This window comes from Cupriavidus cauae (genome assembly GCF_026210475.1).
GTDB classification, from domain to species: Bacteria; Pseudomonadota; Gammaproteobacteria; order Burkholderiales; family Burkholderiaceae; genus Cupriavidus; species Cupriavidus cauae.
This window is the reverse complement of record NZ_CP080293.1, coordinates 867,847-892,201: the sequence shown is the minus strand read 5'-3', so window position 1 is coordinate 892,201 and position 24,355 is coordinate 867,847. Positions and strand designations below refer to the sequence as shown.

Genomic DNA, 24,355 nt, shown 5'->3' with positions numbered 1-24,355 from the left:
CGAAGAGCATCACCGCGCCCTTATCGTGTCTTGAAGACGGCGTCGAGCGATTCCGCCGTCAGCAGCCGCCCGCTCCATCGCCGGATGTCGGCGGCCTGCGCCGCGTTCAGCTTGGCAACGATATCGGCCGGCAGCGGCCCGAAGCGGCGGGCCAGCAGTTGCTGGAGAACTCGCGCGGCGCCTTCCTGCCGGCCCTTTGCGAGTCCTCGCTTCTCCCCCTTTTTCTCCCCTTTTTTCTCCCCCTTCTGCATGCCCCTCTGCTCGTGCTGGGCTGCCCACTCGTCCATACGTTGTGCCAGTGACATTTCGAGTTCCTCCAGATCGCAGACCCGTGGCAGCGCGAGCTTGCCCTTGCGCTGCCTCAACAATACGCTACGCATCCACATCGCCAAAGTTCGCCTGAGTTCCTTGCGCCCATCGATCCAGCGACGGACCTCTCGAATCACGCGGACAAGACTCCGCTCATTCTTTAGCCGATTGAAACGCATCACGGCGGCCACCAAATTTCGCCGCCGCGAAAGCTGGGCTTCCGTGTACTGGCTCTCGTCGATCAGGTGATAGCGAAAACGCGGAACCGGCAAGTCCGCATCGTGAACGATCAGCCTTTCGACATCCACTGGCGCTCGCCATTTCGTTTCGCCGTTGTACAGCACGATCGGCAACACCGGCGGCAGCAAGCGGCCGGGCAGACATTCCTTGCGCCGGATCAGGTCCTGATACAGAAGCATTAGATAACTCAACACGCGGACCGCCATGAAGGTGTCGACGGTACTCTGGAACTCGATCAGGATGTACAGGTACATCCAATCCTGGCCGGTTCGCACGCGCCAAACCACGTCATCGGCGCGCTCGCGGAAGTCATCGGTCACGTAGCTGCAAGGCATGCGCTCCAGGGTCTGGAAATCGACCTTCCGCCACCAGTGCTTCGGCACAAAGTCCTTCAGCAGGTCCCTGACGAATTCGGGACAGGAGTACAACAGTTTGTACGATACGTCGTCGTGCTTGGCCATCATGCCGTCGTGCGAAGGCGCATTGCGCCGAGGCCGTCAGCATGCCGACACAAGCCCTGTGAAGCTGTCGTAAAAGTTGCCGCCCTATGAGTTACTGATTTGTTGCCGGGCGACGGTAATCCCCTCGTAGAAATCGGTGAACACCCTCATCAAGCCCCGGCCAGTTCCGACCGTAAACCAACCCATGACGACGTGACGGAGATCATGCGTCCGCCGTGCGCCATGTGGTGCCGGCAACTTCCCTTTCGCAGGAAACGGACGTGCGCCCCCTTGCCCCCGCCCCCCTTGCTTCGTCGGCTGCCGGCTTTGCCGGTGCCTTGGCTTCCTCCCCTACCGATACCTCGTCCACCAGCCAGCCGTCGCGCCGCTGGCGCCCTGGCGCCGCGCGGATCGGCACGCGGCTCGCGCTGATCGTGCTGGCCGTGCAGGTGCTGGTATTCGGCCTGTTCGCCTGGGTGCAGTCGGACAGCAGCATGCGCCAGCTCGAGGCGCAGCAGCGCGCGGCGATGAGCGCGCAGAACGAGACGCTGCGCGATCTGCTCGGCCAGTTCGACGACACCATGCTGCAGGAGGCGGACCGCTTCCTGCTGAGCTTCGCCGCGGTGGTGCCCGGCCCGTACGCGGTCGATCCCGCCCAGACCATCGAGGTCGCCGGCCAGCCGACGCCACAGTTCAGCAGCGGCGAGGTCGTGCTGAACAACAACTTCGCGCTGCCGGACCGCTTCTTCTCGACCACCGGCGGCACCATCGCCACGGTGTTCGCGCGCCGCGGCGACGACTTCGTGCGCGTGACCACCTCGCTGAAGAAGCAGAACGGCGAGCGCGCGGTCGGCACGCTGCTCGACCGCGCCGGCGGCGCCTATGCCGCGGTGCAGGCCGGGCGTTCGTACCGCGCGCTGACGTGGCTGTTCGGCAAGCCGTACATGAGCAAGTACGAGCCGGTGCGCGATGCCGCCGGCAAGATCGTCGGCGCGCTCTATGTCGGCGTCGATGTCAGCGCCGAGCTGGCGATGCTGAAAAACCGCATCCGCCGCAAATCGATCGGCACCGACGGCCATTTCCTGGTGGTCGACGCCAGGCCCGGTCCCGACCAGGGCAAGCTGCTGGTCGGCCGCCGCCAGGAGGGCACGGTGCAGCTGGACGCCCGCGACGAAGACGGCAAGACCTGGCTGCGCGAGATGATTGCCGCGCGCCAGGGCAGCCTGACGCATCGGATCGCCTTCGACGGCAGCGCCCCGGCGTTGCGCCTGACGGCGTTCGAGACCTATCCCGAATGGCAATGGCTGATCGTCGGCTCGGTGCCGGTCGACAGCCTGCGCGCCGAACTGATCGCGAATCGCAATCGCTTCCTCGCGGCCGGCCTGGCGCTGGCGCTGCTGGTGTCGGCGGGATTCTGGTGGATGCTGCGCCGGATGGTCAGCGCGCCGCTGGCCGATGCGGCAGCGGCCGCGCGCAGCCTGGCCGCCGGGGACCTGACCGCGCGGCTGGACAGCCCGCGCCGCGACGAGATCGGCGAACTGATGCGCGCGATCGACGGCGTCGGCCAGGGCCTGTCCGGCATCGTCGGCACCGTGCGGGCCAGCGCCGATGCGATCGTCGCCAGCACCGGCGAGATCGCCAGCGGCAACGCCGATCTGTCGGCACGCACCGCGAGCCAGGCCAGCAGCCTGGAGCGCACCGCCGCCAGCATCGAGCAGCTGAGCGCGACGGTGCGGCAGAACGCCGATGCCGCCGTGGACGCCGACGCCACCGTGCGCAGCGCCGCCGATGCAGCCCGGCACGGCGGCGGCACCGTCGAGCGCGTGGTGCAGACCATGGACGGCGTGCATCGCAACGCGCAGCAGGTGGTCGACATCATCGGCATGATCGACGGCATCGCCTTCCAGACCAATATCCTGGCGCTGAACGCGGCGGTCGAAGCCGCCCGGGCCGGCGAGCACGGGCGCGGTTTCGCGGTGGTGGCCGGCGAGGTGCGCAGCCTCGCGCAGCGCAGCGCCACCGCGGCAGGCGAGATCAAGGCGCTGATCGAGCGGACGGTCTCCGATCTGCGCGACGGCCACGCAGCGGTGCAGCAGGCCGGCAGCGCGATGGAAGACATCGTGCGCCAGGTCGAAGGCATCGCCACGCGCATGGCGGAAATCAGCGCGTCCTCGCGAGAGCAGGCGCAAGGCATCGCGCAGGTCAGCGACGCGCTGGCCGAGATGGACGGCGTCACGCAGCAGAACGCGGCGCTGGTGGAAGAGGCCGCTGCGGCGGCCGAAAGCCTCGATCAGCGCGCGCAGCAGCTGCGCGAGGCGGTGCAGGCGTTCAGGCTGGCGTAGCGGCGGGGCCGCGGTCGGCGCTGGAGCGCGCCCCGCTGTTCGGACCGGACAGCGGGGCGTCGCGAACCTGCAGGCGGCCCGGGTTCAGGCTGGCGTAGCAGGGCTTGGGCTCGCCCCGCTGTTCGGCTCGGACAGCGGAGCATTGCGATCCCGCGCCTCCGGATGCGGCAGGCGGCCCGGGAACAGCTGGTCGACCAGCTCGTCGATCTTCTGGGCCGGGTCGATCAGGTGGCTCAGGTTGACGCCGCCCTGGCTGCGCCGCGCATCGTAGACCGCCTTGCCGACGCGCTCGCCCCGGCGATAGACGGTGATGTCGGCGGTCGCCAGGAAGGTGCGCCAGTACGACTGCGAGGTGGCCGCATAGGTCGCCGTCAGCGTACAGGCTGCCACCGACGATCCCGGCGGCAGCGGCCTGGCTTCGAAGCCACGGCGCTGCAGCGATTGCAGCAGCGTCGCCGCGAACGGCGCGCGTCCGGCGGGGCTGTCGATCACGCAGAACGATGCGCCCAGGTCCGGATCGATGCGGACCATCGCCGCGATCGGATCGGCCGGCGGTGCCGCTTCGGCCGGGCTGACCGACTGGTAGGTCGCGCAACCTGTGGTCAGCGCCGTCAACGCGGACAGCATCAGCACGCCGGCACGGGCGAACGAAACGGGAGCGGACGAAACGGGGGCGGACGAAACGGGGCTGGACGAAACGGCGAACGCGGCGCGGCCGCGGCGTGGCAGGGCGGAAGTCATGGCGGTTCCCCTCAGGGTCCGGTTGGTGCGATGGCGCGATGGCAGGCTTAGTCCCGCCGGCATCGCGGCGCGCGCATGGCGGGGTCTCTGCCGGTTAACGGCGACCCGGTGCGAGATCTGTAGACGCAATTTGGTCCGGGCTCCATGGGGCGCGCGCACACGATGGTGCGCGATTTTGGGCGGGAATTCCGCATAGCAGAATTTCGCGGTGGCCGATTATCGCCAACCTCTTTTCCGGGTCCCTCGTTTACGCCCTTGTCCCGCGCGTCGCTCGGCCTGTAGATTCTGCTTTGCAGAATCACATGCCACAAAAAACAATGCGCCCCGCCCGCGCGGCGGCGACATCGAGAGGGGACACTTGTGAAGAAGCTGTTGATCGCCAATCGCGGCGAGATCGCGCTGCGCGTGCAACGCGCGGCCCGCGATCTGGGCATCGCCACCGTCGCCGTCTACGCACGCGACGACGCCAATAGCCGCCACCGCCTGCTGGCCGACGAGGCGGTCGCGCTCGACGGCGAAGGCCCCGCCGCCTACCTCGACATCCCCGCCATCCTTGCCGCCGCACGCCGCACCGGCTGCGACGCGGTCCATCCCGGCTACGGCTTTCTCAGCGAACGCGCCGACTTTGCGCAGGCCTGCGCCGAGGCCGACCTGGTCTTCGTCGGCCCCACGGTCGACCAGCTTGCGCTGTTCGGCGACAAGGGCCGCGCGCTGGCGCTGGCGCGCGAATGCGGCGTGCCGGTGATGCCGGCCACCGAGGGCGGCGCCACGCTCGAAGCGGTCACCGCCTTCTTCGACGAACAGCACGGCGCCGGCATCGTGCTGAAGGCGGTCGGCGGCGGCGGCGGTCGCGGCATGCGCGTGGTGCGCGAGCGCGACGCGCTGGCCGAGGCCTATGCGCGCTGCCGTTCCGAGGCGCGCTCGGCCTTCGGCATCGACGCGGTCTATGCCGAGCGGCTGGTCGTGCGCGCGCGCCATATCGAAGTGCAGATCGCCGGCGATGGCACCGACGTGATCGCCCTCGGCGAGCGCGACTGCACGCTGCAGCGGCGCTTTCAGAAGCTGGTCGAGATCGCGCCGAGCCCGGCGCTGGACCCGGGGCTGCGCGAACGCATCGTCGAGGCGGCCCGTACGCTGGCACGCCGCAGCGGCTACCGCAGCCTCGGCACCTTCGAATTTCTGGTGGAGGAAGCCGAGCCCGACGGCGCGGACGCTCGCGATGTCGCACGCCAGCCCTTCGTCTTCATCGAGGCCAACCCGCGCCTGCAGGTCGAGCACACCATCACCGAGCAGGTCACCGGCGTCGATCTGGTGGCGCTGCAACTGGGCCTCGCGCAAGGCCAATCCTTGCGCGACCTCGGCCTCGATCCGCAACGGCCGCCCGCGGCGCGCGGCTTTGCGATCCAGGCCCGCATCAACGCCGAATCGATCGATGCGCAGGGGCTCGGCCGCCCGGCGCAGGGCCGGCTGGAGCGCTTCGATCCGCCGACCGGCCCGGACGTTCGCGTCGACACGCACGGCTATACCGGCTACGCGCCGTCGCCGCAATACGACACGCTGCTGGCCAAGCTGATCGTGACCTCCGGCAGCGCACGCTTCGCCGACGCGGTGCGGCGGCTGCAGCGGGCGCTGGGCGAATTCACCATCCGCGGCATCGCCACCAATCTCGACCTGCTGCGCGCGCTGGCCGAGCGCGAGGACTTCGCCAGCCAGCGGATCCATACCCGGCATGTCGAGGCGGTGTTGCCCGAACTGCTGAGCCGCGCCGCGCAGCTCGAAGCGCAGAGCCGCGCGCTGCAGGCGGTGCAGGACGGCGCCGGGTGTGCCAGTGGCGCCATTCCCGCGGTCGCCGCCACGCCGGTCGGCGCCAGCAGCTTCGACGAGCAGCTCGGCGAGGGCCTGCACGCGGTGCGCGCGCCGATGGCCGGCCGCCTGGTCGAGGTCAGCGTCGCGGTGGACCAGCTGGTGCAGGCCGGCCAGACCGTCGCGGTACTCGACGCGATGAAGATGGAACACGCGATCGTCGCCGAGCAGCCGGGCCGCGTGATCGACCTGCGTGCCGAGGCCGGCGAGCAGGCGGCCGAAGGCCAGGTGCTGCTGGTGCTCGAACCGGCCGAGGCTGGCGCGCACACCGGCGGTGACGTCGAGCAGGCCGACCCCAACGCGATCCGCGCGGATCTGCAGCGCGTGATCGATCGCCATGCCTTCCTGTACGACGAGGCGCGCCCCGACGCCGTAGCCCGGCGCCGCGCGCGCGGCCAGCGCACCGCGCGCGAGAACGTCGCCGACCTGTGCGATGCCGGCACCTTCGTCGAGTACGGCGCGCTCGCGGTGGCCGCGCAGGCCAGCCGCCGCAGCGAGGCGGACCTGATCGCCAATACGCCGGCCGACGGCCTGATCACCGGCATCGGCGGCATCAACGGCGCGCTGTTTCCGGCCGAGCGCTCGCGCTGCGCGGTGCTCGCCTACGACGCCACCGTGCTGGCCGGCACGCAGGGCAAACGCAATCACACCAAGACCGACCGCATCCTGCAGGTCGCATTGCAGAACCGGCTGCCGACCGTGATCTTTGCCGAGGGCGGCGGCGGCCGGCCCGGCGACGTCGACTTCCCGACCGTGGCCGGCCTGTTCCAGCCGTCGTTCGCCGCCTTCGCCGCGCTCAGCGGCGAGGTGCCGGTGATCGGCATCGCCTCGGGCCGCTGCTTCGCCGGCAACGCGGCGCTGCTCGGCTGCTGCGACCTGATCGTCGCCACGCGCAACGCCAATATCGGCATGGCCGGACCCGCGATGATCGAGGGCGGCGGGCTCGGCGTATTCCGTCCCGAGGACATCGGCCCGGCCGCCGTGCAGCACCACAATGGCGTGGTCGATCTGCTGGTCGACGACGAGGCCGCCGCGGTGGCCGCGGCCAAGCACTATCTTTCGATGTTCCAGGGTGCCGTCGCCGAATGGCAGGCGCCCGATCCGCTGGCGCTGCGGCGCGTGGTGCCGGAGAACCGGCTGCGCGTCTATGACACGCGCGCGGCCATCGCCGGCATCGCCGACGTCGGCAGCGTGCTGGAGCTGCGCAGCGGCTTCGGCACCGGCATCCATACCGCGCTGGCCCGCATCGAGGGCCGGCCGGTCGGCATCCTCGCCAACAACCCGCGGCATCTGGGCGGCGCGATCGATGCCGACGCCGCCGACAAGGCCGCGCGCTTCATGCAGATCTGCAATGCGCACGGCCTGCCGATCGTCTCGCTGATCGACACGCCGGGCTTCATGGTCGGCCCCGAGGTCGAGGCGCGCGCGCAGGTGCGCCACGTCTCGCGGATGTTCGTGATCGGCGCCAAGCTGCGCGTGCCCTTCCTCGCGGTGGTGCTGCGCAAGGGCTATGGCCTGGGCGCGATGGCGATGGCCGCGGGGGGCTTTCGCGCGCCGACCTTCACGCTGTCGTGGCCGACCGGCGAGTTCGGCGGCATGGGCCTCGAGGGCGCGGTGCGGCTGGGCTTTCGCAAGGAGCTCGAGGCGCTGCCCAAAGGACCGGAACGCGACGCGCTGTACCAGAAGCTGGTCGCGCAGATGTACGAACGCGGCCATGCGATCAACGCCGCCGCGGCGCTCGAACTCGATGCGGTGATCGATCCTGCCGCGACGCGGCAGTGGCTGGTGACCGGGCTCGATGCGGGCGCATCGCACCCCAACCGGCCGCTGCGGCAGTACGTCGACGCCTGGTAAGGAAACGTCCCCGCAGCTCTTCCATCGACCCGAACAAGAACGCAACAGGAGACAGCAGATGGACCGCGAGCAGTCGAACCCACCAGCATTGCCCGACGCTTCCGTCGAAGAGGCGCAGTTCTTCGAAGATCTGGAAGCGCGCCACCGCAGGATCTGGCCCGCCGGCCTGCCCACCGCGCCGGTCTATCCGCACGGCGAGGTCGCGCTCGGTGACTACCTGCGCGCGTGGGCGCGCCGGCGCCCCGCGCATCCGGCGCTGATCTACTACGGCACCGAGGTCGGCTACGCCGAGCTCGACGACCTCAGCGAGCGCTGCGCCGCGCTGCTGGCCTCGCACGGCATCGGTGCCGGCGACCGTGTCGCGGTGATGATCGGCAACTGCCCGCAATTCCATGTGGTGTTCTACGGCATCCTGAAACTCGGCGCCGTCTACGTGCCGGTCAACCCGCTGTTCAAGGAAGAAGAGCTGCGCTACGAGCTGAACGACTCGGGCGCCACCGCCATCGTCGTGCTGGACCAACTGGCGGGCATGCTGATGGCGGTGAAAAGCCAGACCCGCATCCGCACCGTCTTCACCACCAGCCAGGGCGAGATGCTGCCGGCGCAGCCGACCGTGCCGCTGCCGCCGGGGCTCGACGCGCCGCCACGGCGCATCGACGGCGCGACCGACCTGATGCCGGCAATCCGCGCCACCGCGCCGATCGCGCTGCCGCCGGTCGATCTCGACGCGCTGGCCGCGCTGAACTACACCGGCGGCACCACCGGCATGCCCAAGGGCTGCATGCACACGCAGCGCGACATGGTCTACACGGCCGCCGCCTCGTACGCGCTGACCGGCGGGGTGGACGCCGCGCGCATGGCCGAGGGCTCCGACGACGTGATGCTGAACTTCCTGCCGATGTTCTGGATCGCCGGCGAGAACCTGGGGCTGATCTATCCGATCTTCAGCGGGGCCACCGTGGTCGTGCTCGCGCGCTGGGACCCGGTCGCCGTGATGGCGGCGATCGACCGCTACCGCGTCAACCGCACCTTCGTCGTGGTCGACAACGCCGTCGAGCTGATGAACCACCCCGAGCTGCCGCGCTACGACCTTCGCTCGCTGCGGCATACGCGCGCGGCCTCGTTCATCCGCAAGATCACGCCGGACATCCGCCGGCGCTGGTTCGAGCTGACCGGCAGCGTGCTGGCCGAGGGCGCCTGGGGCATGACCGAGACGCACACCAGCGACACCTTCACCACGGGCATGCAGGACGACGACATGGACCTGCGCGGGCGTCCCGTGTTCGTCGGCCTGCCGGTGCCCGGCACGCGCATCAAGATCTGCGATTTCGAGACCGGCGCGCTGCTGCCGATCGGCGCGGAAGGCGAGATCGTCGTCAGCACGCCGTCGCTGTTCAAGGGCTACTGGGGACGGCCGGATGTCGACGCCGAGGTGTTTCGCGACGGCTGGTTCCGCACCGGCGATATCGGCGCCTACGACGAGGACGGCTATCTGCACTTCCTCGGCCGCCGCAAGGAGATGCTGAAGGTGCGCGGCATGAGCGTGTTCCCGTCGGAACTGGAGGTGCTGCTGTCGCGCCATCCCGCGGTGCTGGGCTCGGCCGTGGTGGGCCGGCCCGACCCCGACAAGGGACAGATGCCGGTGGCCTTCATCCGGCTGCGGCCGGAACACGCCGCGACGGTGGACGCCGACACGCTGCACGCCTGGTGCCGCGAGCAGATGGCGGTCTACAAGGTGCCGGAGATCCGCATCGTCGACGAGCTGCCGCTGACCGCGACCGGCAAGGTGCGCAAGGTCGAGCTGCAGGCGCAACTGGAGGCGGAGCAGGGACAGCAATAAGGCGGCCCTGGGCCCGCACCAAGCGCAGGGAGACCACGGGCGCGACGCCGCGCAGGCCTTGCGCGCATAGCGATCGAAAGGGCGCCGCACGAGCGCCCCACGACAACAGGAGACAAACATGAACCCGTCCCGCCGCAAGCTGCTGCAGACGTCGGCCGCGCTCGCCGGCAGCCTGGCCTTGCCCCGCCTGGCCGGTGCGCAGGCGCTCACTACGACTGCTGCTGCCACCGCCGCCAGCGCCACCATCGACGGCGCGATCCGCATCGTGCTGCCCTACCCGCCCGGCGGCTCGACCGATGCGATCACGCGCTTCATCGCCGACCGGCTTGGCGCGGCGCTGAAGCAGACCGTGATCGTCGAGAACCGCCCCGGCGCGGCAGGCATGATCGGCGCCGCGCAGGTGGCCAAGTCGCCCGCCGACGGCCGCACGCTGCTGTTCACCAACACCGCGCTGATCCAGAGCCCGCTGATCCAGCCCAAGCCGCTCTACGACCCGATGACGGACTTCGATCCGCTGTCGCTGGTCGCCGACGCCGCGCAGGTGTTCGTGGCCAATGCCGATCTGCCCGTCAAGTCGCTGCGCGACTACGCGGCCTGGGCCAAGGCGCATCCGGGCTCGGCCTACGGCAGCCTGGGCGTCGGCTCGACCGGGCATCTGTACGGCGAGCTGTTCAAGCGGCGCGCGCAGGTCGAGATCGTGCACGCCGCCTACAAGGGCGATGCGCCGGCGATCGCCGATCTGCTGGCCAAGCAACTGCCGGCCGGCTTCGTTTCCACCGTGGTGGCGCGCACCTATGGCGAGGCGGGCCGCATCAAGGTGCTGGCGACGCTCGGCACCACTCGCGTGCCATCGATGCCCGATGTGCCGACCTTCGCGGAATCGGGGTACCAGGGCTTCGAGGCGATCGGCTGGATCGGCATGCTGGCGCCGCATGGCTGCGCGCGGCCCGTGATCGACCGGCTGTCGGCGGAAATCGCGCGCATCGTGCGTTCGCCCGACGGCTCGCGGATGCTGACCGAGGCCGGCATGCTGCCGCGCGGCACCAGCGCCGACGAGTTCGCGGCGCTGCTCAAGCGCGACCAGAAGGTGTGGCAGGCGCTGGTGCAGCAGACCGGCATCCGCGTCGGATGAGCGCGGCACCGGCAGCGCCGAACGCAGCGACGCCAGGAGCCGGCGGGCGACCCGGCGAGCAGTCCAACAGGAGTCCATTGCCCATGCGCGAGACCTCGACCTCGACGTCGTCCTCCTCCTTGACCTCGTCCCCGATCACCAGCCGGGCCGAATCGAAGGAAGACCGGCATTTCGTCACGGCGCTCGCGCGCGGGCTCGAAGTGCTGGCGTGCTTCCGCTCCAGCGACCGTGCCCTCGGCAATCAGGAGATCGCGCAGCGCTGCCGCCTGCCGAAATCGACGGTGTCGCGCCTGACCGCGACGCTGATCCGACTCGGCTATCTGACCCATTACGAAGGCACCCACAAGTACGCGCTCGGCACCGCCTGCCTGGGGCTGGGCAGCGCGATGCTGTCGCGGCTCGACATTCGCAAGGTGGCGCGGCCGTTGATGCAGGAACTGGCCGACTTCTCCGGCGGCACCGTGTCGCTGGGCGCGCGCGACCGGTTGTCGATGATCTATGTCGAGCACTGCCGCAGCTCGGCGGCGATCTCGCTGACGCTCGATATCGGCTCGCGCATTCCGGTCTCGACCTCGGCGATCGGACGAGCGTGGCTCGCGGTGGCATCCGAGGGCGAACGCGACGCGCTGCTCGAACAGATACGCGAGCTCGACGACGTGGCATGGCCGCGCATCCGCCAGGGCATCGAACAGGGGCTGCAGGACCACGGCACGCTTGGCGTGGCCTGCTCGTTCGGCGACTGGCAGAAGGACGTCAACGGCATCGGCCGCGGCTTCGACCCGGGCAACGGCATGGCGAGGATGGCGCTGAACGTCGGCGGCCCGTCGTACAGCCTGTCGCCCGAATTCCTGCTCAACGAAGTGCGGCCGCGCCTGCTGGAAGTGGTGCGGCAGCTGGAGTCGACCTTCCCGAAATAGCACCGACATGGCATCGCCGTAGCACCGCAATCGCATCGCAGTCGCATCGCAATCGCACCGCAATCGCACCGCAATCGCATCGGCATGGCACCGGCAAGGTAGCGGAATCGCAACCGGCTATCGCACGGTCCCGTTCTTCAACAAGAAACGCGCCGTCCCGTTCGGCGCAACAGGAGGCGCAATATGCAACAGCACCCGGCATCGGCTCGCTCGAAGCTGACGATCACGATCGGCGCCCTGGCGCTCGGCGCGTTGACGGCCCTGGGGGGCACCGCCCAGGCGGCCCCGGCGACCGGCAGCCTGACGGTGGCCTTCGGCGCGGAGTCCACGACGCTCGATCCCGTGCGCATTTCCGCGGGCGTCGACCATTATTTCGTCGGCCAGATCTTCGAGATGCTGGTGCGCCGCAACGCCTCGCTGCAGGACGAGAACTGGCTGGCCGAAAGCTGGAAGCTCGAGACCGGCAAGGACGGCAAGCCGGTGCTCGACGTGCGGCTGCGCAAGGGCGTCAAGTTCCACAACGGCGATCCGCTGACGGCCGAGGACATGGAGTTTTCCTGGCAACGGCAGCGCGATCCGAAGGGCAGCTTCTTCTCGCACTACGTGTCGTCGGTCGAGCGCTTCGAGATCGTCGACGCGCATCGCTTCAAGCTGCATTTCAAGGAGCCCGACGCGCAGTTCCTGGTCGGCAATCTGCAGCTGTGGGCGATGCCGAAGAAGTACATCCAGAAGGTCGGCGAGGAGGAGTTCGCCAGGAAGCCGGTCGGCACCGGCCCGTGGAAGTTCGTCTCGCGCACCGTCAAGGACGAATTGAAGCTCGAGGCCTTCGACGACTACTGGAACAAGAACAAGCGCCCCGGCGTGAAGACGCTGACGATCAAGGTCATTCCCGAGGACCTGACCCGCGTGGCGGCGTTCAAGACCGGCAAGGTCGACTGGATCGACAACGTACCGCCGTCGATGATCGAGGAGTTCAGGAAGATGCCGGGCGTCAAGACCGCAACGCTGGTCAGCGGCAACAACCTGTTCCTGAACTTCAACACGCAGATGCCGAAGTCGCCGTTCAACGACGTGCGCGTGCGGCAGGCCGCGGCGCATGCGATCGACGTCGACGCGATCATCAAGCGGGTGCTGTTCGGCCAGGGCGAGCGCTATGCGCAGGTCGGCAAGGGCTCGAACGGCTACGATCCGGCGCTCAAGCCGTATGCCTACGATCCGAAGCGCGCGCGCGAACTGCTGAAGCAGGCCGGCTATCCGAACGGCTTCGACACGCCGTGCTACAACCTGACCACGCCGCGCGAACCGGGCGTCAAGGAGGTCGGCGAGGCGATGTACGCGTATCTGAGCTCGGTGGGCATCCGCTGCCAGGTCCGCAATCTCGAGTATGGCGCGTGGATCAGCCTGGGCAAGCGCGGCCGCAGCGGTCCGCCGGAGATGGATGGCGTGCTCAGCTGGATGTGGTCGCAGGGCCTGCCCGGCGATCCGGGGCTGGCCTGGTCTGGCCATCTGCACAGCTATCAGCCCGGCGGCTGGGGCACGTACTCGTACACCAACGATGCCGAGGTCGATGCGCTGATCGAGAAGCAGCGCCAGACCATGGATCCCGCGGCACGTACCGAGCTGCTCAAGCAGATCGCGCGGCTCAAGCACGAGCGCGTGCTCGGCGGCCTGCCGACCTATCGGCCGCTGGTGACCTTCGCCTGGCGCGAGGACAAGGTGCATTACGTGCCGTGGCCGATCCGGGATTACTGGCGAGCGTTCCAGGAGGTGAGCCTGAAGCAGGCGCAGTGATGCGTCGACGCGAGCCGTCATTCGGGCCGATGCGCGAATGACGGCAGTTCGGTTCGTCGGTCCCCACCCCGGTCTCTTACGGAGGCTCGCATGTCCATCGCAAAACGGCTGCTGCACGGCCTGGTCAGCATCCTGGGCGCCAGCGTCATCATCTTCCTGATCTCGCGCCTGTCGGGCGATCCGCTGGCGTTGCTGCTGCCCGCGGACGCGCCGCCCGACGTCATCGAGCAGACGCGCCAGCATCTCGGCCTCGATCAGCCGCTGGTCGCGCAATACCTGAAGTTCCTCGGCCATGCGCTGACCGGCGACTTCGGCAACTCCTACCGCTGGCAGGAGCCGGCGCTCGGCCTGATCCTCGACCGCCTGCCGGCGACCGTCGAACTGGCGCTGGCGGCCCTCGCCTTCTCGATTGCGATGGCGGTACCGTTCGGCGTGCTGTCCGCCGTTCATCGCGGCAGCTGGTTCGATCGCTTCGCCAAGGTCTTCGCGATGGTCGGGCAGGCCATGCCGAACTTCTGGGTGGGGCTGCTGCTGATCCTGTTCTTCGCGGTGCAGCTGAACTGGCTGCCTGCCTTTGGGCGCGAGTCGTGGTCGAGCCTGGTGCTGCCGGCGATCGCGCTGGGCTGGTACCCGGTCGCGGCACAAACCCGCATCGTGCGCTCGGCAATGCTCGATGTGCTCGACAGCGACTACATCCGCATGGGGCGCACGATGGGCCTGCCCGAACGCGTGCTGGTGTGGAAGTACGCGCTGCGCAATGCGGCCATTCCGCTGGTCACCATCCTCGGCGTCTACTTCGCCGCGATGCTCGGCGGCGCCTTCGTGGTCGAGGTCATCTTCGCCTGGCCCGGCGTCGGCCGCACCGTGGTCGAGGCCGTGTTCGCGCGCGATTTTCCGGTGGTGCAGGCCGGCGTGATGCTGACTTCCGTGCTCTTCGTGCTGTCCAACCTGCTGGTCGACCTGAGCTACAGCCTGATCGACCCGAGGATTCGCCATGGCTGATCTGACTGCTGCGAAAACGGCTTCGGCGGCCGACAGCGCCATCGCCGGCGCGCCCCTGCGCCGGCGCGGCGCGATCGCCTGGGGCACGCTGCCCTGGTTCGCGCTGCTGGTCTTCCCCGTACTGGTCGTCTGCGCGCTCGGCGGCGAACTGCTGCTGCCGCACGATCCCAATGCGCTGGACCTGGGCATCGCCTTCCTGCCGCCGGCCTGGCTCGATGGGGGCAACTGGGCCTATCCGCTGGGCACCGACAACATGGGCCGCGACCTGCTGACGCGCATCATGGCGGGCACCCGGATCTCGCTGGTGGTGGCGCTGTACGCGATCCTGATCTCGGGCGGCATCGGCACGGCGGCCGGCATGCTGGCCGGCTACTTCGGCGGCCGGCTCGATGCGCTGATCATGCGGCTGGTCGATATCCAGATGTCGATTCCCTCGCTGGCGCTCGCGCTGGTACTGGCCGCGGTGCTCGGCCCGGGCTTCGAGACCGTGGTGCTGGTGATCGTGATCACCTACTGGACCTGGTATGCGCGCATCGTGCGCGGCGAGGTGATGTCGCTGAAGCAGCGCGATTACGTCGCGCTGGCGCGCGTGGCCGGCTGCGGCACGCCGACCATCTTCCGCCGCCACCTGCTGCCGAACCTGCTGAACACGCTGCTGGTGCTCGCCACGCTGCAGGTCGGGCAGGTGATCATCTTCGAGGCCTCGCTGAGCTTTCTCGGTCTCGGCATCCAGCAGCCCGACGTGTCGTGGGGCCTGATGCTGGCCGACGCGCGCAACTACATCACCAACGCCTGGTGGGCGATCACGATGCCGGGGCTCGCCATCATGGCGACCTGCCTCGCCTCGAACCTGCTGGGCGACTGGCTGCGCGACCGCTTCGATCCCAAGAGGAGGCAGCTATGAGCCATGCCGACATCGCGACCGCGCGTGCTTCGACCGACGCCGTCAGGGGCGCGCCGATGCTTGACGTGCGCAATCTGACCACGCACCTGACGCTGCGCCGCGGGGTGGTACGCGCCGTCGACGGCGTCGACCTGCATGTGCACGAAGGCGAGACGCTTGGCGTGGTCGGCGAGTCGGGGTCCGGCAAGTCGATGACGATCCTGTCGATCCTGCGGCTGCTGCCGCGGCAGACCGGCGCACGCATCGGCGGCAGCATCGTGCTGGACGGCCAGGACCTGCTGCAGGTCTCCGAGAAGACCATGAGCGAGGTCTATCGCGGCCGCAAGATCGCGATGATCTCGCAGGACCCGCTGACCTCGCTCAATCCGGTCTTCACCATCGGCGACCAGGTCGGCGCGCCGCTGCGCCACCACGGCATCGCCCGCGGCGAGGCGGCGCGGCGGCGCGTGGTCGAGGTGCTCGACAGCGTGCGCATCCCGTCCCCCGACGCGCGGCTGAACGACTATCCGCACCAGTTCAGCGGCGGCATGCGGCAGCGTGTGGTGACCGGCATGGCGATCGCCAGTGCGCCGCGGCTGCTGGTGGCCGACGAGCCGACCTCGGCGCTCGACGTGACCATCCAGGTCCAGATGATGGCGCTGTTTCGCAAGATCCAGGCGCAGACCGGCGTCGGCATCATCCTGATCACGCACGACCTCGGCGTGGCCGCCAGCATCTGCCACCGTGTCGCGGTGATGTACGCGGGCCGCATCGTCGAGACCGCCGATGTGCGCACGCTGTACAAGCGGCCCGCCCATCCGTACACGCAGGCGCTGCTGAACTCGATTCCGCATTTCGGCCAGAAGAAGGAGCGGCTGTTCGCCATCCAGGGCAGCCCGCCGAGCCTGATCGATCCACCGGCCGGCTGCCGCTTCGCCGCGCGCTGTCCGCATCGCAAGCCGCTGTGCGACGACGCGTATCCGCCCGAGGTCGAGCTCGAATCGGGCCATCGCGTCGCGTGCTGGCTGGCGAGCGGCACGTAGGGGCGAAGGTCGAAGGTCGAACGCCGAACGTCCGAACGCAGAACGCCGAACGGCCAACGCCCAACGCAGAACGCCGAATGTCCGGACCGGACCTTGCTCCCGGAACATTGCAGCCAGCGCAGGAGTGCCCATGTTGCTCGAAGTGCAGGACCTGAAGAAACACTTCCCCGTGCGCGGCGGCGGCGCCGTGCGCGCCGTCGATGGGGTCAGCTTTGCCGTCGACGCCGGCCAGACCTTCGCGCTCGTCGGCGAGTCGGGCTGTGGCAAGACCACCATCGCGAAGCTGCTGCTCCTGCTGGAAAAGCCCACCGGCGGCGCGATCCGCTTCGATGGCCAGGACGTGCTGACGCTAAACCGCAAGGCGGTGCAAGGCTACCGGCGGCAGGTGCAGGCGGTGTTCCAGGATCCGTCGTCGTCGCTCAATCCCCGCCTGAAGGTGCGGATGCTGCTGGGCGAGCCACTGCTGGCGCATGGCCTGGGCGGCGATCGCGCGGCGCTGCAGCGCCGGCTGCTCGAACTGCTGGAGATCGTCGGCCTGCCGCCCGGCGCGCTCGAACTCTATCCCCATGAGTTCAGCGGCGGCCAGCGCCAGCGCATCGCGGTGGCGCGCGCGCTGGCGCTGCAGCCCAGGCTGATCGTGCTCGATGAACCGACCTCCGCGCTGGACGTGTCGATCCGCGCCCAGATCGTCAACCTGCTGGCCGATATCCAGCGCAGCTTTGGCCTGGCCTATGTGGTGATCGCCCACGATCTCGCGCTGGTCGAGCACTTCAGCAGCGCGGTCGGCGTGATGTATCTCGGCGCGATGGCCGAGAGCGGCCCCAGCGAGGCGGTGTTCGGCGCGCCGCGCCATCCGTACACGCAGGCACTGCTCGGTTCCGCGCCGCGTCCCGATCCGGATCATCAGCCGACCGAGGGTCTGATCGTCGGCGAGATCGGCTCGGCGCTGGCGCCGCCCTCCGGTTGCCGCTTCCATCCGCGCTGCCCGCATGCGATGCCGGTATGCGGGCAGCAAGCGCCGGCGATGCGAGCGATGGGCACGGTGGAGGTGGTGGGTGGCAGGGATGCGGGACTGGCCCATCTCGCGGCCTGTCATCTGCTCGACGGCGGCCGTGCAACGGTAAGCGTGGAGCTTGTGAACGACGTCGCGACGATTCCGTGACTCCGTGACTCCGTGACTCCGTGACTCCGTGATTCCTGATTCCGTGATTCCGTGATTCCGTGATTCCGTGATTCCGTGATTCCGTGGTGCCGTGGTGCCGTGGTGCCGTGGCCGGCGTAACGAGCGGGTCAAAAAAAAGCCAGCCGACAGGCTGGCCAAGAACCAAGGAGACACACAAACGCGCATAAACGACGCGCGCAAAACGGAACAAGCACTACAAGGTACTGCGGAACTCGCTGCGGACTGGCGTCAAGGGATGGTCCGCGTCGCCAACCGGATTGGCGTCAACCTACGAAGGCCTGGCGGCAGCGCAGCGCCATCACCTGCGCCTCGAAGGCGCGTGCCGCGAGTTCGGCAAGGTGGGCGGTGCGGCGGCGCCGCGAAGGCGTGTCGGACTGCGCGGCGTTGGTGGCCTTTGCGGCCTTCCTGCTGTTGGCGGTGTTCGCGGTGTTCGTGGTCTTGCTGCTTTCCGCGTCCTCGTTCAAGTGCCAGGCGGCGCGGGTGACGGACAGAATCCGGGCAAATGCCCGGGCATGCTCGACAGGCATGCCGACAAGGGCCGGGGCCATGATTGCTTACCTCTGAGTTGTTCGGTACGGCGTGACAAATCAATATCAACCGTAACTGAACGATACACAGGGGTCCGGCTGCTCCTTATCAAGCGTGCGCCGAAAGCAATGTGGGTCTAGTCCTACAAAAAACGTGGCCCGGAAATTTGGCGGAAAACCACCCTCGCAGTCAGGTCGTACTTGGGCTCCAGAACGCCTGCCGCACCGCCGGCAGCGCCGCCAGCCGCTGCACCAGACGGTCCAGCGCATCGCCATCGAAGGAGCTCGCCACCAGCGTCGCCTCGATCTCGACCTCGTCGTGCCCGAACGGCTGGATGTCGAGATCGTGTACCGGGTAACCGCCGCGCTCCAGCGCCTCCTCCAATTGCGCCATCACCGCCTTCTGCTGGCCGCGCTCGGCGATCACGTGGACCGTGCCGGTGACCTCGACCGATTCCACGTCGAGCGGCTTGCGATTGATCGCATCGACGATGGGCCGCAGCAGCGTGTTGGCCGCCAGCACGAACACCGTCGCCAGCATCGCCTCGAGAATCAGATCGGCGCCGGCCGCCGCACCGACGCCGGCCGAGCCCCACAGCGTCGCCGCGGTATTGAGCCCGCGCACATTGCCCTCCTCCCGCATGATCACGCCCGCGCCGAGAAAGCCGACCCCTGACACGACATAGGCCATCACATGCACCGCGCCATCGTGCCCGTGCAGCCGGTTGGCGACGTCGACAAACACCGCGGCGCCGACCGCGACCAGCACATTGGTCCGCAGCCCCGCGGTGCGCTGCCGGTACTGCCGCTCGAAACCGATTGCACCGCCGAAGACGAATGCGGCCGTCAGGCTGACCAGCGTATCCAGCAGCGAGGAGAGATTGACGTTGTGGAAGGCTTCCATGCGGGCTCCTGACGCGATGTGACCGCCAGCGCAGGGCGCCATCTTGCGATCGCCATGCGCACCGATATCGAGGAGAGGATGCGTCGGTTACGAAGAGCCGGCGCGGCCCGCCTCGCCCAGAATCCATTCGCGAAACGCGGCAATCTTCGCGCGTGCGTGGCTTTCCTCGGGGTAGACCAGGTAATACGCAAAGGCATCGAGCAGCGTGACGTCGGCGAGCCGGACCAGCGAGCCGTCGGCCAGTTCGCGCGACACCATCGCGGCCGGCAGCAGGCCGGCGCCCTGCCCGGCCATCACCGCCTTCCACAGCAGGCTCGAATCGTCGAACGACGGTCCGCGCGGGCGCTCGATCTCGTCGATGCCCTGCGCCTGGAACCACAGATGCCAGCCCTTGCGCTCGGTGTCGTGGACCTGCGGCCAGCGCAGCAGATCGGCGGGCGTGGCCGGCATGCCGAGCTTGCGCACCAGCGCCGGCGCGGCCACCGGCACGATCTCCACGGCGAGGATCCGCTCGCTGTGCAGGCCGGGATATTGGCCCAGGCCGTGCCGGACCGCGACGTGCACGCCGTCGCGGGTGAAGTCGGCCAGCGCGGTGGTGGTGATCACGTGCAGGTCGATGTCCGGATGCGCCTGCTGGAACGACTGCAGGCGCGGCACCAGCCACGCGGCCGCAAAAAAAGGCGTGACGCTGACGTTCAGCAGGCCGGTGTCGGCGGGCGCCGCGATGCGGCCCGTCGCCTCCTTGATCTGCCGGAAGGCGTTGCGCACCGGCGGCAGATAGGCCCGCCCCGCTTCGGTCAGGTAGATGCCGCGGTTCACGCGCTGGAACAGCTTGACGCCCAGGTGCGACTCCAATGCCTTGACCATCTGGCTGACCGCGCCGGCCGTCACGCACAGCTCCTCGGCGGCGTGCTTGACCGACAGATGCCGGGCCGCGGCCTCGAAGGCCCGCAAGGCATTGAGCGGCGGCAGCTTGTGGTTTGACATTAGATTTTCTAAGGCGAAAAGCGTACGAATTCTGGTTTGCGGGCGTGCAGCGGAAAAGTTAAGTTTGGGGCGTTATCTGGCCACGTCAGCGCAGCATCGGGTACGGTCTGGCGCAGGGCCGGTTCAATTCTACTTAACCTTCGATGGCATCCGATAAAAACATGGCGACCGCCTGGCATCTGCTTTCCATCGCCGAACTTGCCCCACAAATCCGGCGGCGCGAGGTCTCGCCGACTACCGTGGTCCGCGTGCAGCTCGATCGGATCGCTGCGCTCGACGGCGCGCTGCACAGCTACGCACTGGTGATGGCCGACGCGGCGATGGCGCAGGCGGAAGCCGCCGAGGCCGAGATTGCCGCGGGCCGGTATCGCGGCCCGCTGCATGGCGTGCCGATCGGTATCAAGGACCTGTGCTGGACCGAGGGCGTGCCGACCGCCGCCGGCATGGCGATCCATCGCGACTTCCGTCCCGACCGGGATGCCACCGTGGTCCGCCGGCTCAGGGACGCGGGCGCGGTGCTGCTGGGGAAGCTGCAACTGACCGAAGGCGCGTATTCGGACCATCACCCCTCGGTGACCGCGCCGGTGAACCCCTGGCACGCCGACTACTGGCCCGGCATCTCGTCCAGCGGCGCCGGCGTGGCCACGGCGGCCGGCCTTTGCCATGGCGCCATCGCGTCGGATACCGGCGGCTCGATCCGCTGGCCCTCGGCCGCCAATGGCGTGACGGGGCTGAAGCCGACCTGGGGCCGGGTCAGCCGGCATGGCGTGTTTGCGCTGGCGCCGTCGCTGGATCATGTCGGCACCATGGCGCGCAGCGCGGCGGATGCCGGTCTGCTGCTGCAGGCCATCGCCGGCGTGGATCCGGAGGACCCGACCGCGCTGCACGACCCGGTGCCCGACTGCCTCGGCGGGATCGCGACGGACCTGCGCGGCGTACGCATCGGCATCGATGCGGACTGGAACGGCGACGGGGTCGATGCCGAAGTCGGGGCCGTCGTCGGCGCGGCCGCCGAGGTATTGCAAGCGCTCGGCGCGTCCCTGGTCGATGTCCGCGTTCCCGACGCGGTGCGCGCCGGCAGCGGACTGACCGACGACTGGGCCGCCAACTGCGCGGTCGAGGCGGCCGTCGCGCATGCCGCCACCTACCCCGCGCGCCGGGATGAATACGGGGCGGTGCTGGCCTCGGTGATCGAAGCCGGACGCGCGCTGTCCGGCATCGACTATCAACGGATCCTGCTGCGCCGTGCGCAATTGCGCGGCCGCATGGTCGCGCTGCTGCGAACCGTCGACCTGCTGCTGACGCCGGTGCATCCGTATGCGCCGCTGTCGCTGGCCGCGGTACGCACGCTTGGCGAACAGCCGGCGCTGATCGCCGGGCTGCAACGGTACACTTGTCCCTTCAACCTGACCGGCCATCCGACCCTGACGCTGCCAGGCGGTTTGTCGCGGCAAGGGCTGCCGATCGGCTTTCAACTCGTCGCCCCGCATCTGGGCGAAGCGATGCTGGTACGCGCGGGCGCCGCCTTCCAGGGCGCCACCGGCTGGCATCGCCAACATCCGGTGAACTGACATGACGACACTGGTGTTCAAGCAGCGCGTGTTCTACGGCTGGTGGGTGGTGGCGGCCGCGTTCGCGGTGACCTTCGTCGGCTTCGGCAGCGCCTATACCTTCAGCGCGTTCATCGAGCCCTTGCAGCGCGAGTTCGGCGCGTCGCGCGGCGCGGTGTCGCTGGTGTTCTCGCTGGCGGGCTTCCTGTATTTCGCGCTGGGCATCGTCAGCGGGCCGCTGGCCGATCGCTGGGGTGCGCGCCGCCTTTGCATCGCGGGGATGCTGCTGGTCGGCGCGGGCCTCGCGCTGGCGAGCGTCGCGCGCAATATCGTCGAGGTCTATGCGGCCTATGGGCTCGGCGTGGGACTGGGCGTCGGTCTGGCGTATGTGCCGGCGGTGGGCGCGGTGCAGCGCTGGTTCGTCAAGCGCCGCGGCCTCGCTTCGGGGCTCGCGGTCAGCGGCATCGGCGTCGGCACGCTGGCGATGCCCCCGCTGGCCGCGCTGCTGATCGACGGCATGGGCTGGCGCGACGCCTATCTGACGCTGGGCGTGCTGGCCGCGGTGCTGGGCGTGGGCGCCTCGCTGCTGCTGGAGAACGATCCGCGCGAGCGTGGCCTGGCGGCGGACGGCGAGCCATTGCCGGCCCATGCTCACGCCGCGCCGCCGTCGGGCGATCTATCGGTGCGCGACGCGGTACGGACGCGCCAGTTCATCAGCCTCTATGCGGCCTGCCTGATCGCCTCTTTCGGCGTGTTCGTGCCCTTCGTCCATCTGGTGCCGCACGCGCAGGACCTCGGCATTGCGCAGGGCTCGGCGGTGCTGCTGCTGGGCGTGATCGGCATCGGCAGCACGGCCGGGCGCTTCTTCCTCGGCAGCCTGGCCGACCGCATGGGCCGCCAGCGCTTCCTTTTGTGCACGGTGATCGCGCTGGCGTTCACGCTGGTGATCTGGGCCGTCGCCACCGGCTTCTGGATGCTGGCCCTGTTCGCCTTCCTGTTCGGCGCCTGCTACGGCGGCTGGGTCGCGGTGCTGCCGGCGGTGGTGATGGACCTGTTCGGCGGCCGCAATGTCGGCGGCATCATCGGCGTGCTGTACACCAGCGTGGCCTTCGGCACGCTGATCGGCCCGAGCGCGGCCGGTTATGCGTTCGACGCCAGCCGCAGCTATACGTTGCCGATTCTGGCGGCGGTGGCGGCGAATCTGATTGCGGGGGGAATTCTGATGGTGGCGGCGCGGGGGACGAAGCGGGGCTCGGCACAGGGCTGATGCCAAACCATCAGCCTACCCATCGTCAGCCTACCGATCGTCAGCCCACCAACGCGTCAGTCCACCAACGCGTCAGTCCACCAGCCCAAGGGGCAGCGTTATTTGCCGATGCAGAACCGCGTGAAGATCGTCCCCAGCAGATCGTCGCTGGTGAACTCGCCGGTGATGCTGTTCAGGTGTTCCTGCGCCAGCCGCAACTCCTCGGCGAACAGGTCCAGCGCCTTGTCCTGCTGATCGGCGCGTTCGGCGGCGAGGTCCAGATGCGACTGGGCGCTGCGCAGCGCGTTCAGATGGCGCTCGCGCGCGAGGAAGGCGCCCTCGTTGCCGGCCTGCCAGCCGATCACGCGCAGCAGTTCGTGGCGCAGCAGGTCGATGCCGGCGCCGGTGCGCGCCGAGATCCAGATTTCGGTGGGGTTGGGGCCGTTGGCGACCACCACGTGGGGACGGTTGCCGCCGAAGGTGATGGCGCCGACCGCGGGCGCCAGGTCGATCTTGTTGACGACGCGCAGGATCGGCGCGCCGGGCGGCAGATGGCCCGACAGGCGGTCGTCGATCGCGTCGTCGATCTCTGATAGGCCGTGCTGCAGATAGTCGGTGGCGTCGATCAGATGCAGCACCACGTCCGCGCGGCCGATCGCTTCCCAGGTGCGCTCGATGCCGATGCGTTCGACCTCGTCGACCGCATCCTCGCGCAGGCCTGCGGTATCGATGATATGCAGCGGGATCCCTTCGATCTGGATGGTCTCGCGCACGCGATCGCGCGTGGTGCCGGCGATCGGCGTGACGATGGCGAGCTCCGCGCCGGCCAGCGCGTTGAGCAGCGAGGACTTGCCGACGTTGGGCTGGCCCGCCAGCACCACCGACAGGCCCTCCCGCAGCAGCGAACCCTGCCGCGCCTGCGCCAGCACGCCGCCCAGCGCGGTACGAATGGTATCGAGCTGGCCGCGCGCATCGGAGGCCTCGAGGAAGTCGATCTCTTCCTCCGGGAAGTCCAGCGTGGCCTCGACCAGCATGCGCAGATGGATCACCTGCTCGACCAGCGCGCGAATCGCATCGGAAAACGCGCCTTCCATCGAGCGCGCCGCCGAGCGCGCGGCCGCCTCGGTGCTGGCCTCGATCAGGTCGGCGACGGCCTCGGCCTGGGCCAGATCGAGCTTGTCGTTCAGGAAGGCGCGGCGGGTGAATTCGCCGGGTTCGGCCAGGCGCAGGCCGACTTCGCGGCCGGCCTGCAGGCAACGCGTCAGCAGCATCTGCATCACCACCGGACCGCCGTGGCCCTGCAGCTCGAGCACGTCCTCGCCGGTGTACGAATGCGGGCCGGGGAAGAACAGCGCGATGCCGTGGTCGATCACCTCGCCCTTGCCGTCGAGGAAGGGCAGATAGGTGGCGCGGCGCGGCGTCAGCGGCTGGCCGCAGATCGCGCGGGCGATCGTGCCGGCTTCGGGTCCGGACACGCGGACCACGCCGATGCCGCCCCGTCCGGGCGCGGTGGCGATGGCGGCGATCGTGTCGATGCTGGGCTGGGCGGTCATAGGGCGGT

General features: G+C 69.0%; 18 protein-coding genes. 12 read left to right on the top strand and 6 right to left on the bottom strand.

The genetic code is table 11. From position 1 onward, the window contains the following. Positions 1-20: 20 nt before the first annotated feature. Positions 21-1,013, bottom strand: coding sequence for an Rpn family recombination-promoting nuclease/putative transposase (locus KZ686_RS04005; RefSeq protein WP_265633062.1), 993 nt, complete (start codon positions 1,011-1,013; stop codon positions 21-23). A gap of 314 nt (positions 1,014-1,327) precedes the next feature. Here KZ686_RS04005 and KZ686_RS04000 point away from each other — a divergent pair, with 314 nt between their 5' ends. Continuing rightward, a complete protein-coding gene (locus KZ686_RS04000) occupies positions 1,328-3,331 on the top strand; it encodes a methyl-accepting chemotaxis protein (RefSeq protein ID WP_265633061.1) in 2,004 nt (667 codons plus the stop codon). Positions 3,332-3,415: 84 nt separating this feature from the next. Here the strand turns inward: KZ686_RS04000 and KZ686_RS03995 are convergent, their stop codons facing one another. Then, positions 3,416-4,072 (bottom strand): Sbal_3080 family lipoprotein, encoded by a 657-nt coding sequence (locus tag KZ686_RS03995; protein WP_265633060.1) that lies wholly within the window; start codon positions 4,070-4,072, stop codon positions 3,416-3,418. Positions 4,073-4,432: 360 nt separating this feature from the next. Here KZ686_RS03995 and KZ686_RS03990 point away from each other — a divergent pair, with 360 nt between their 5' ends. The 9 genes from KZ686_RS03990 to KZ686_RS03950 all read left to right on the top strand — a co-directional run bounded on the left by KZ686_RS03990 (position 4,433) and on the right by KZ686_RS03950 (position 17,559). After that, positions 4,433-7,789, top strand: a complete 3,357-nt coding sequence (locus KZ686_RS03990; protein WP_265633059.1) for a carboxyl transferase domain-containing protein — start codon at positions 4,433-4,435, stop codon at positions 7,787-7,789. A gap of 58 nt (positions 7,790-7,847) precedes the next feature. Continuing rightward, positions 7,848-9,629, top strand: a complete 1,782-nt coding sequence (locus KZ686_RS03985) for an AMP-binding protein (RefSeq protein ID WP_150083235.1) — start codon at positions 7,848-7,850, stop codon at positions 9,627-9,629. 118 nt (positions 9,630-9,747) lie between these two features. Continuing rightward, entirely contained in the window at positions 9,748-10,761 is a 1,014-nt protein-coding gene (locus tag KZ686_RS03980; RefSeq protein WP_265633058.1) for a Bug family tripartite tricarboxylate transporter substrate binding protein, read from the top strand. A gap of 83 nt (positions 10,762-10,844) precedes the next feature. Then, positions 10,845-11,678 carry an IclR family transcriptional regulator gene (locus KZ686_RS03975; protein ID WP_265633057.1) on the top strand — a complete coding sequence of 278 codons (834 nt, stop codon included), beginning with the start codon at positions 10,845-10,847 and terminating at the stop codon, positions 11,676-11,678. 183 nt (positions 11,679-11,861) lie between these two features. Next, on the top strand, positions 11,862-13,469 hold the full coding sequence (locus KZ686_RS03970; RefSeq protein WP_226107920.1) for an ABC transporter substrate-binding protein: 1,608 nt from the start codon (positions 11,862-11,864) through the stop codon (positions 13,467-13,469). Positions 13,470-13,559: 90 nt separating this feature from the next. Further along, entirely contained in the window at positions 13,560-14,471 is a 912-nt protein-coding gene (locus tag KZ686_RS03965) for an ABC transporter permease (RefSeq protein ID WP_265633056.1), read from the top strand. Further along, entirely contained in the window at positions 14,464-15,375 is a 912-nt protein-coding gene (locus KZ686_RS03960; RefSeq protein ID WP_223819588.1) for an ABC transporter permease, read from the top strand. The genes KZ686_RS03965 and KZ686_RS03960 overlap by 8 nt, the downstream gene beginning before the upstream one ends. After that, positions 15,372-16,397, top strand: a complete 1,026-nt coding sequence (locus KZ686_RS03955; protein ID WP_226107916.1) for an ABC transporter ATP-binding protein — start codon at positions 15,372-15,374, stop codon at positions 16,395-16,397. Before KZ686_RS03960 ends, KZ686_RS03955 begins: the two co-directional genes overlap by 4 nt. A gap of 130 nt (positions 16,398-16,527) precedes the next feature. Beyond that, a complete protein-coding gene (locus KZ686_RS03950; RefSeq protein ID WP_265633055.1) occupies positions 16,528-17,559 on the top strand; it encodes an ABC transporter ATP-binding protein in 1,032 nt (343 codons plus the stop codon). 284 nt (positions 17,560-17,843) lie between these two features. On the opposite strand, the gene KZ686_RS03945 is transcribed toward KZ686_RS03950, so the two are convergent. The 3 genes from KZ686_RS03945 to gcvA form a co-directional block, all read right to left on the bottom strand. After that, complete coding sequence (locus KZ686_RS03945; RefSeq protein ID WP_150083230.1) at positions 17,844-18,128, bottom strand: hypothetical protein; 285 nt, start codon at positions 18,126-18,128, stop codon at positions 17,844-17,846. Between the two features lie 169 nt (positions 18,129-18,297). Beyond that, a complete protein-coding gene (locus tag KZ686_RS03940) occupies positions 18,298-19,011 on the bottom strand; it encodes an MgtC/SapB family protein (RefSeq protein WP_226107910.1) in 714 nt (237 codons plus the stop codon). Between the two features lie 87 nt (positions 19,012-19,098). Then, positions 19,099-19,998 carry a transcriptional regulator GcvA gene (gene gcvA / locus KZ686_RS03935; RefSeq protein ID WP_150083229.1) on the bottom strand — a complete coding sequence of 300 codons (900 nt, stop codon included), beginning with the start codon at positions 19,996-19,998 and terminating at the stop codon, positions 19,099-19,101. 161 nt (positions 19,999-20,159) lie between these two features. Here gcvA and KZ686_RS03930 point away from each other — a divergent pair, with 161 nt between their 5' ends. Both KZ686_RS03930 and KZ686_RS03925 read left to right on the top strand, forming a co-directional pair. Continuing rightward, entirely contained in the window at positions 20,160-21,569 is a 1,410-nt protein-coding gene (locus tag KZ686_RS03930; protein WP_150083228.1) for an amidase, read from the top strand. A gap of 1 nt (position 21,570) precedes the next feature. Beyond that, a complete protein-coding gene (locus KZ686_RS03925; protein WP_149317361.1) occupies positions 21,571-22,815 on the top strand; it encodes an MFS transporter in 1,245 nt (414 codons plus the stop codon). Between the two features lie 98 nt (positions 22,816-22,913). On the opposite strand, the gene mnmE is transcribed toward KZ686_RS03925, so the two are convergent. Then, the gene (mnmE, locus tag KZ686_RS03920) at positions 22,914-24,347 is read right to left on the bottom strand and encodes a tRNA uridine-5-carboxymethylaminomethyl(34) synthesis GTPase MnmE (protein WP_265633054.1); all 1,434 of its coding nucleotides are present in this window, start codon (positions 24,345-24,347) and stop codon (positions 22,914-22,916) included. Between the last annotated feature and the right edge of the window lie 8 nt (positions 24,348-24,355).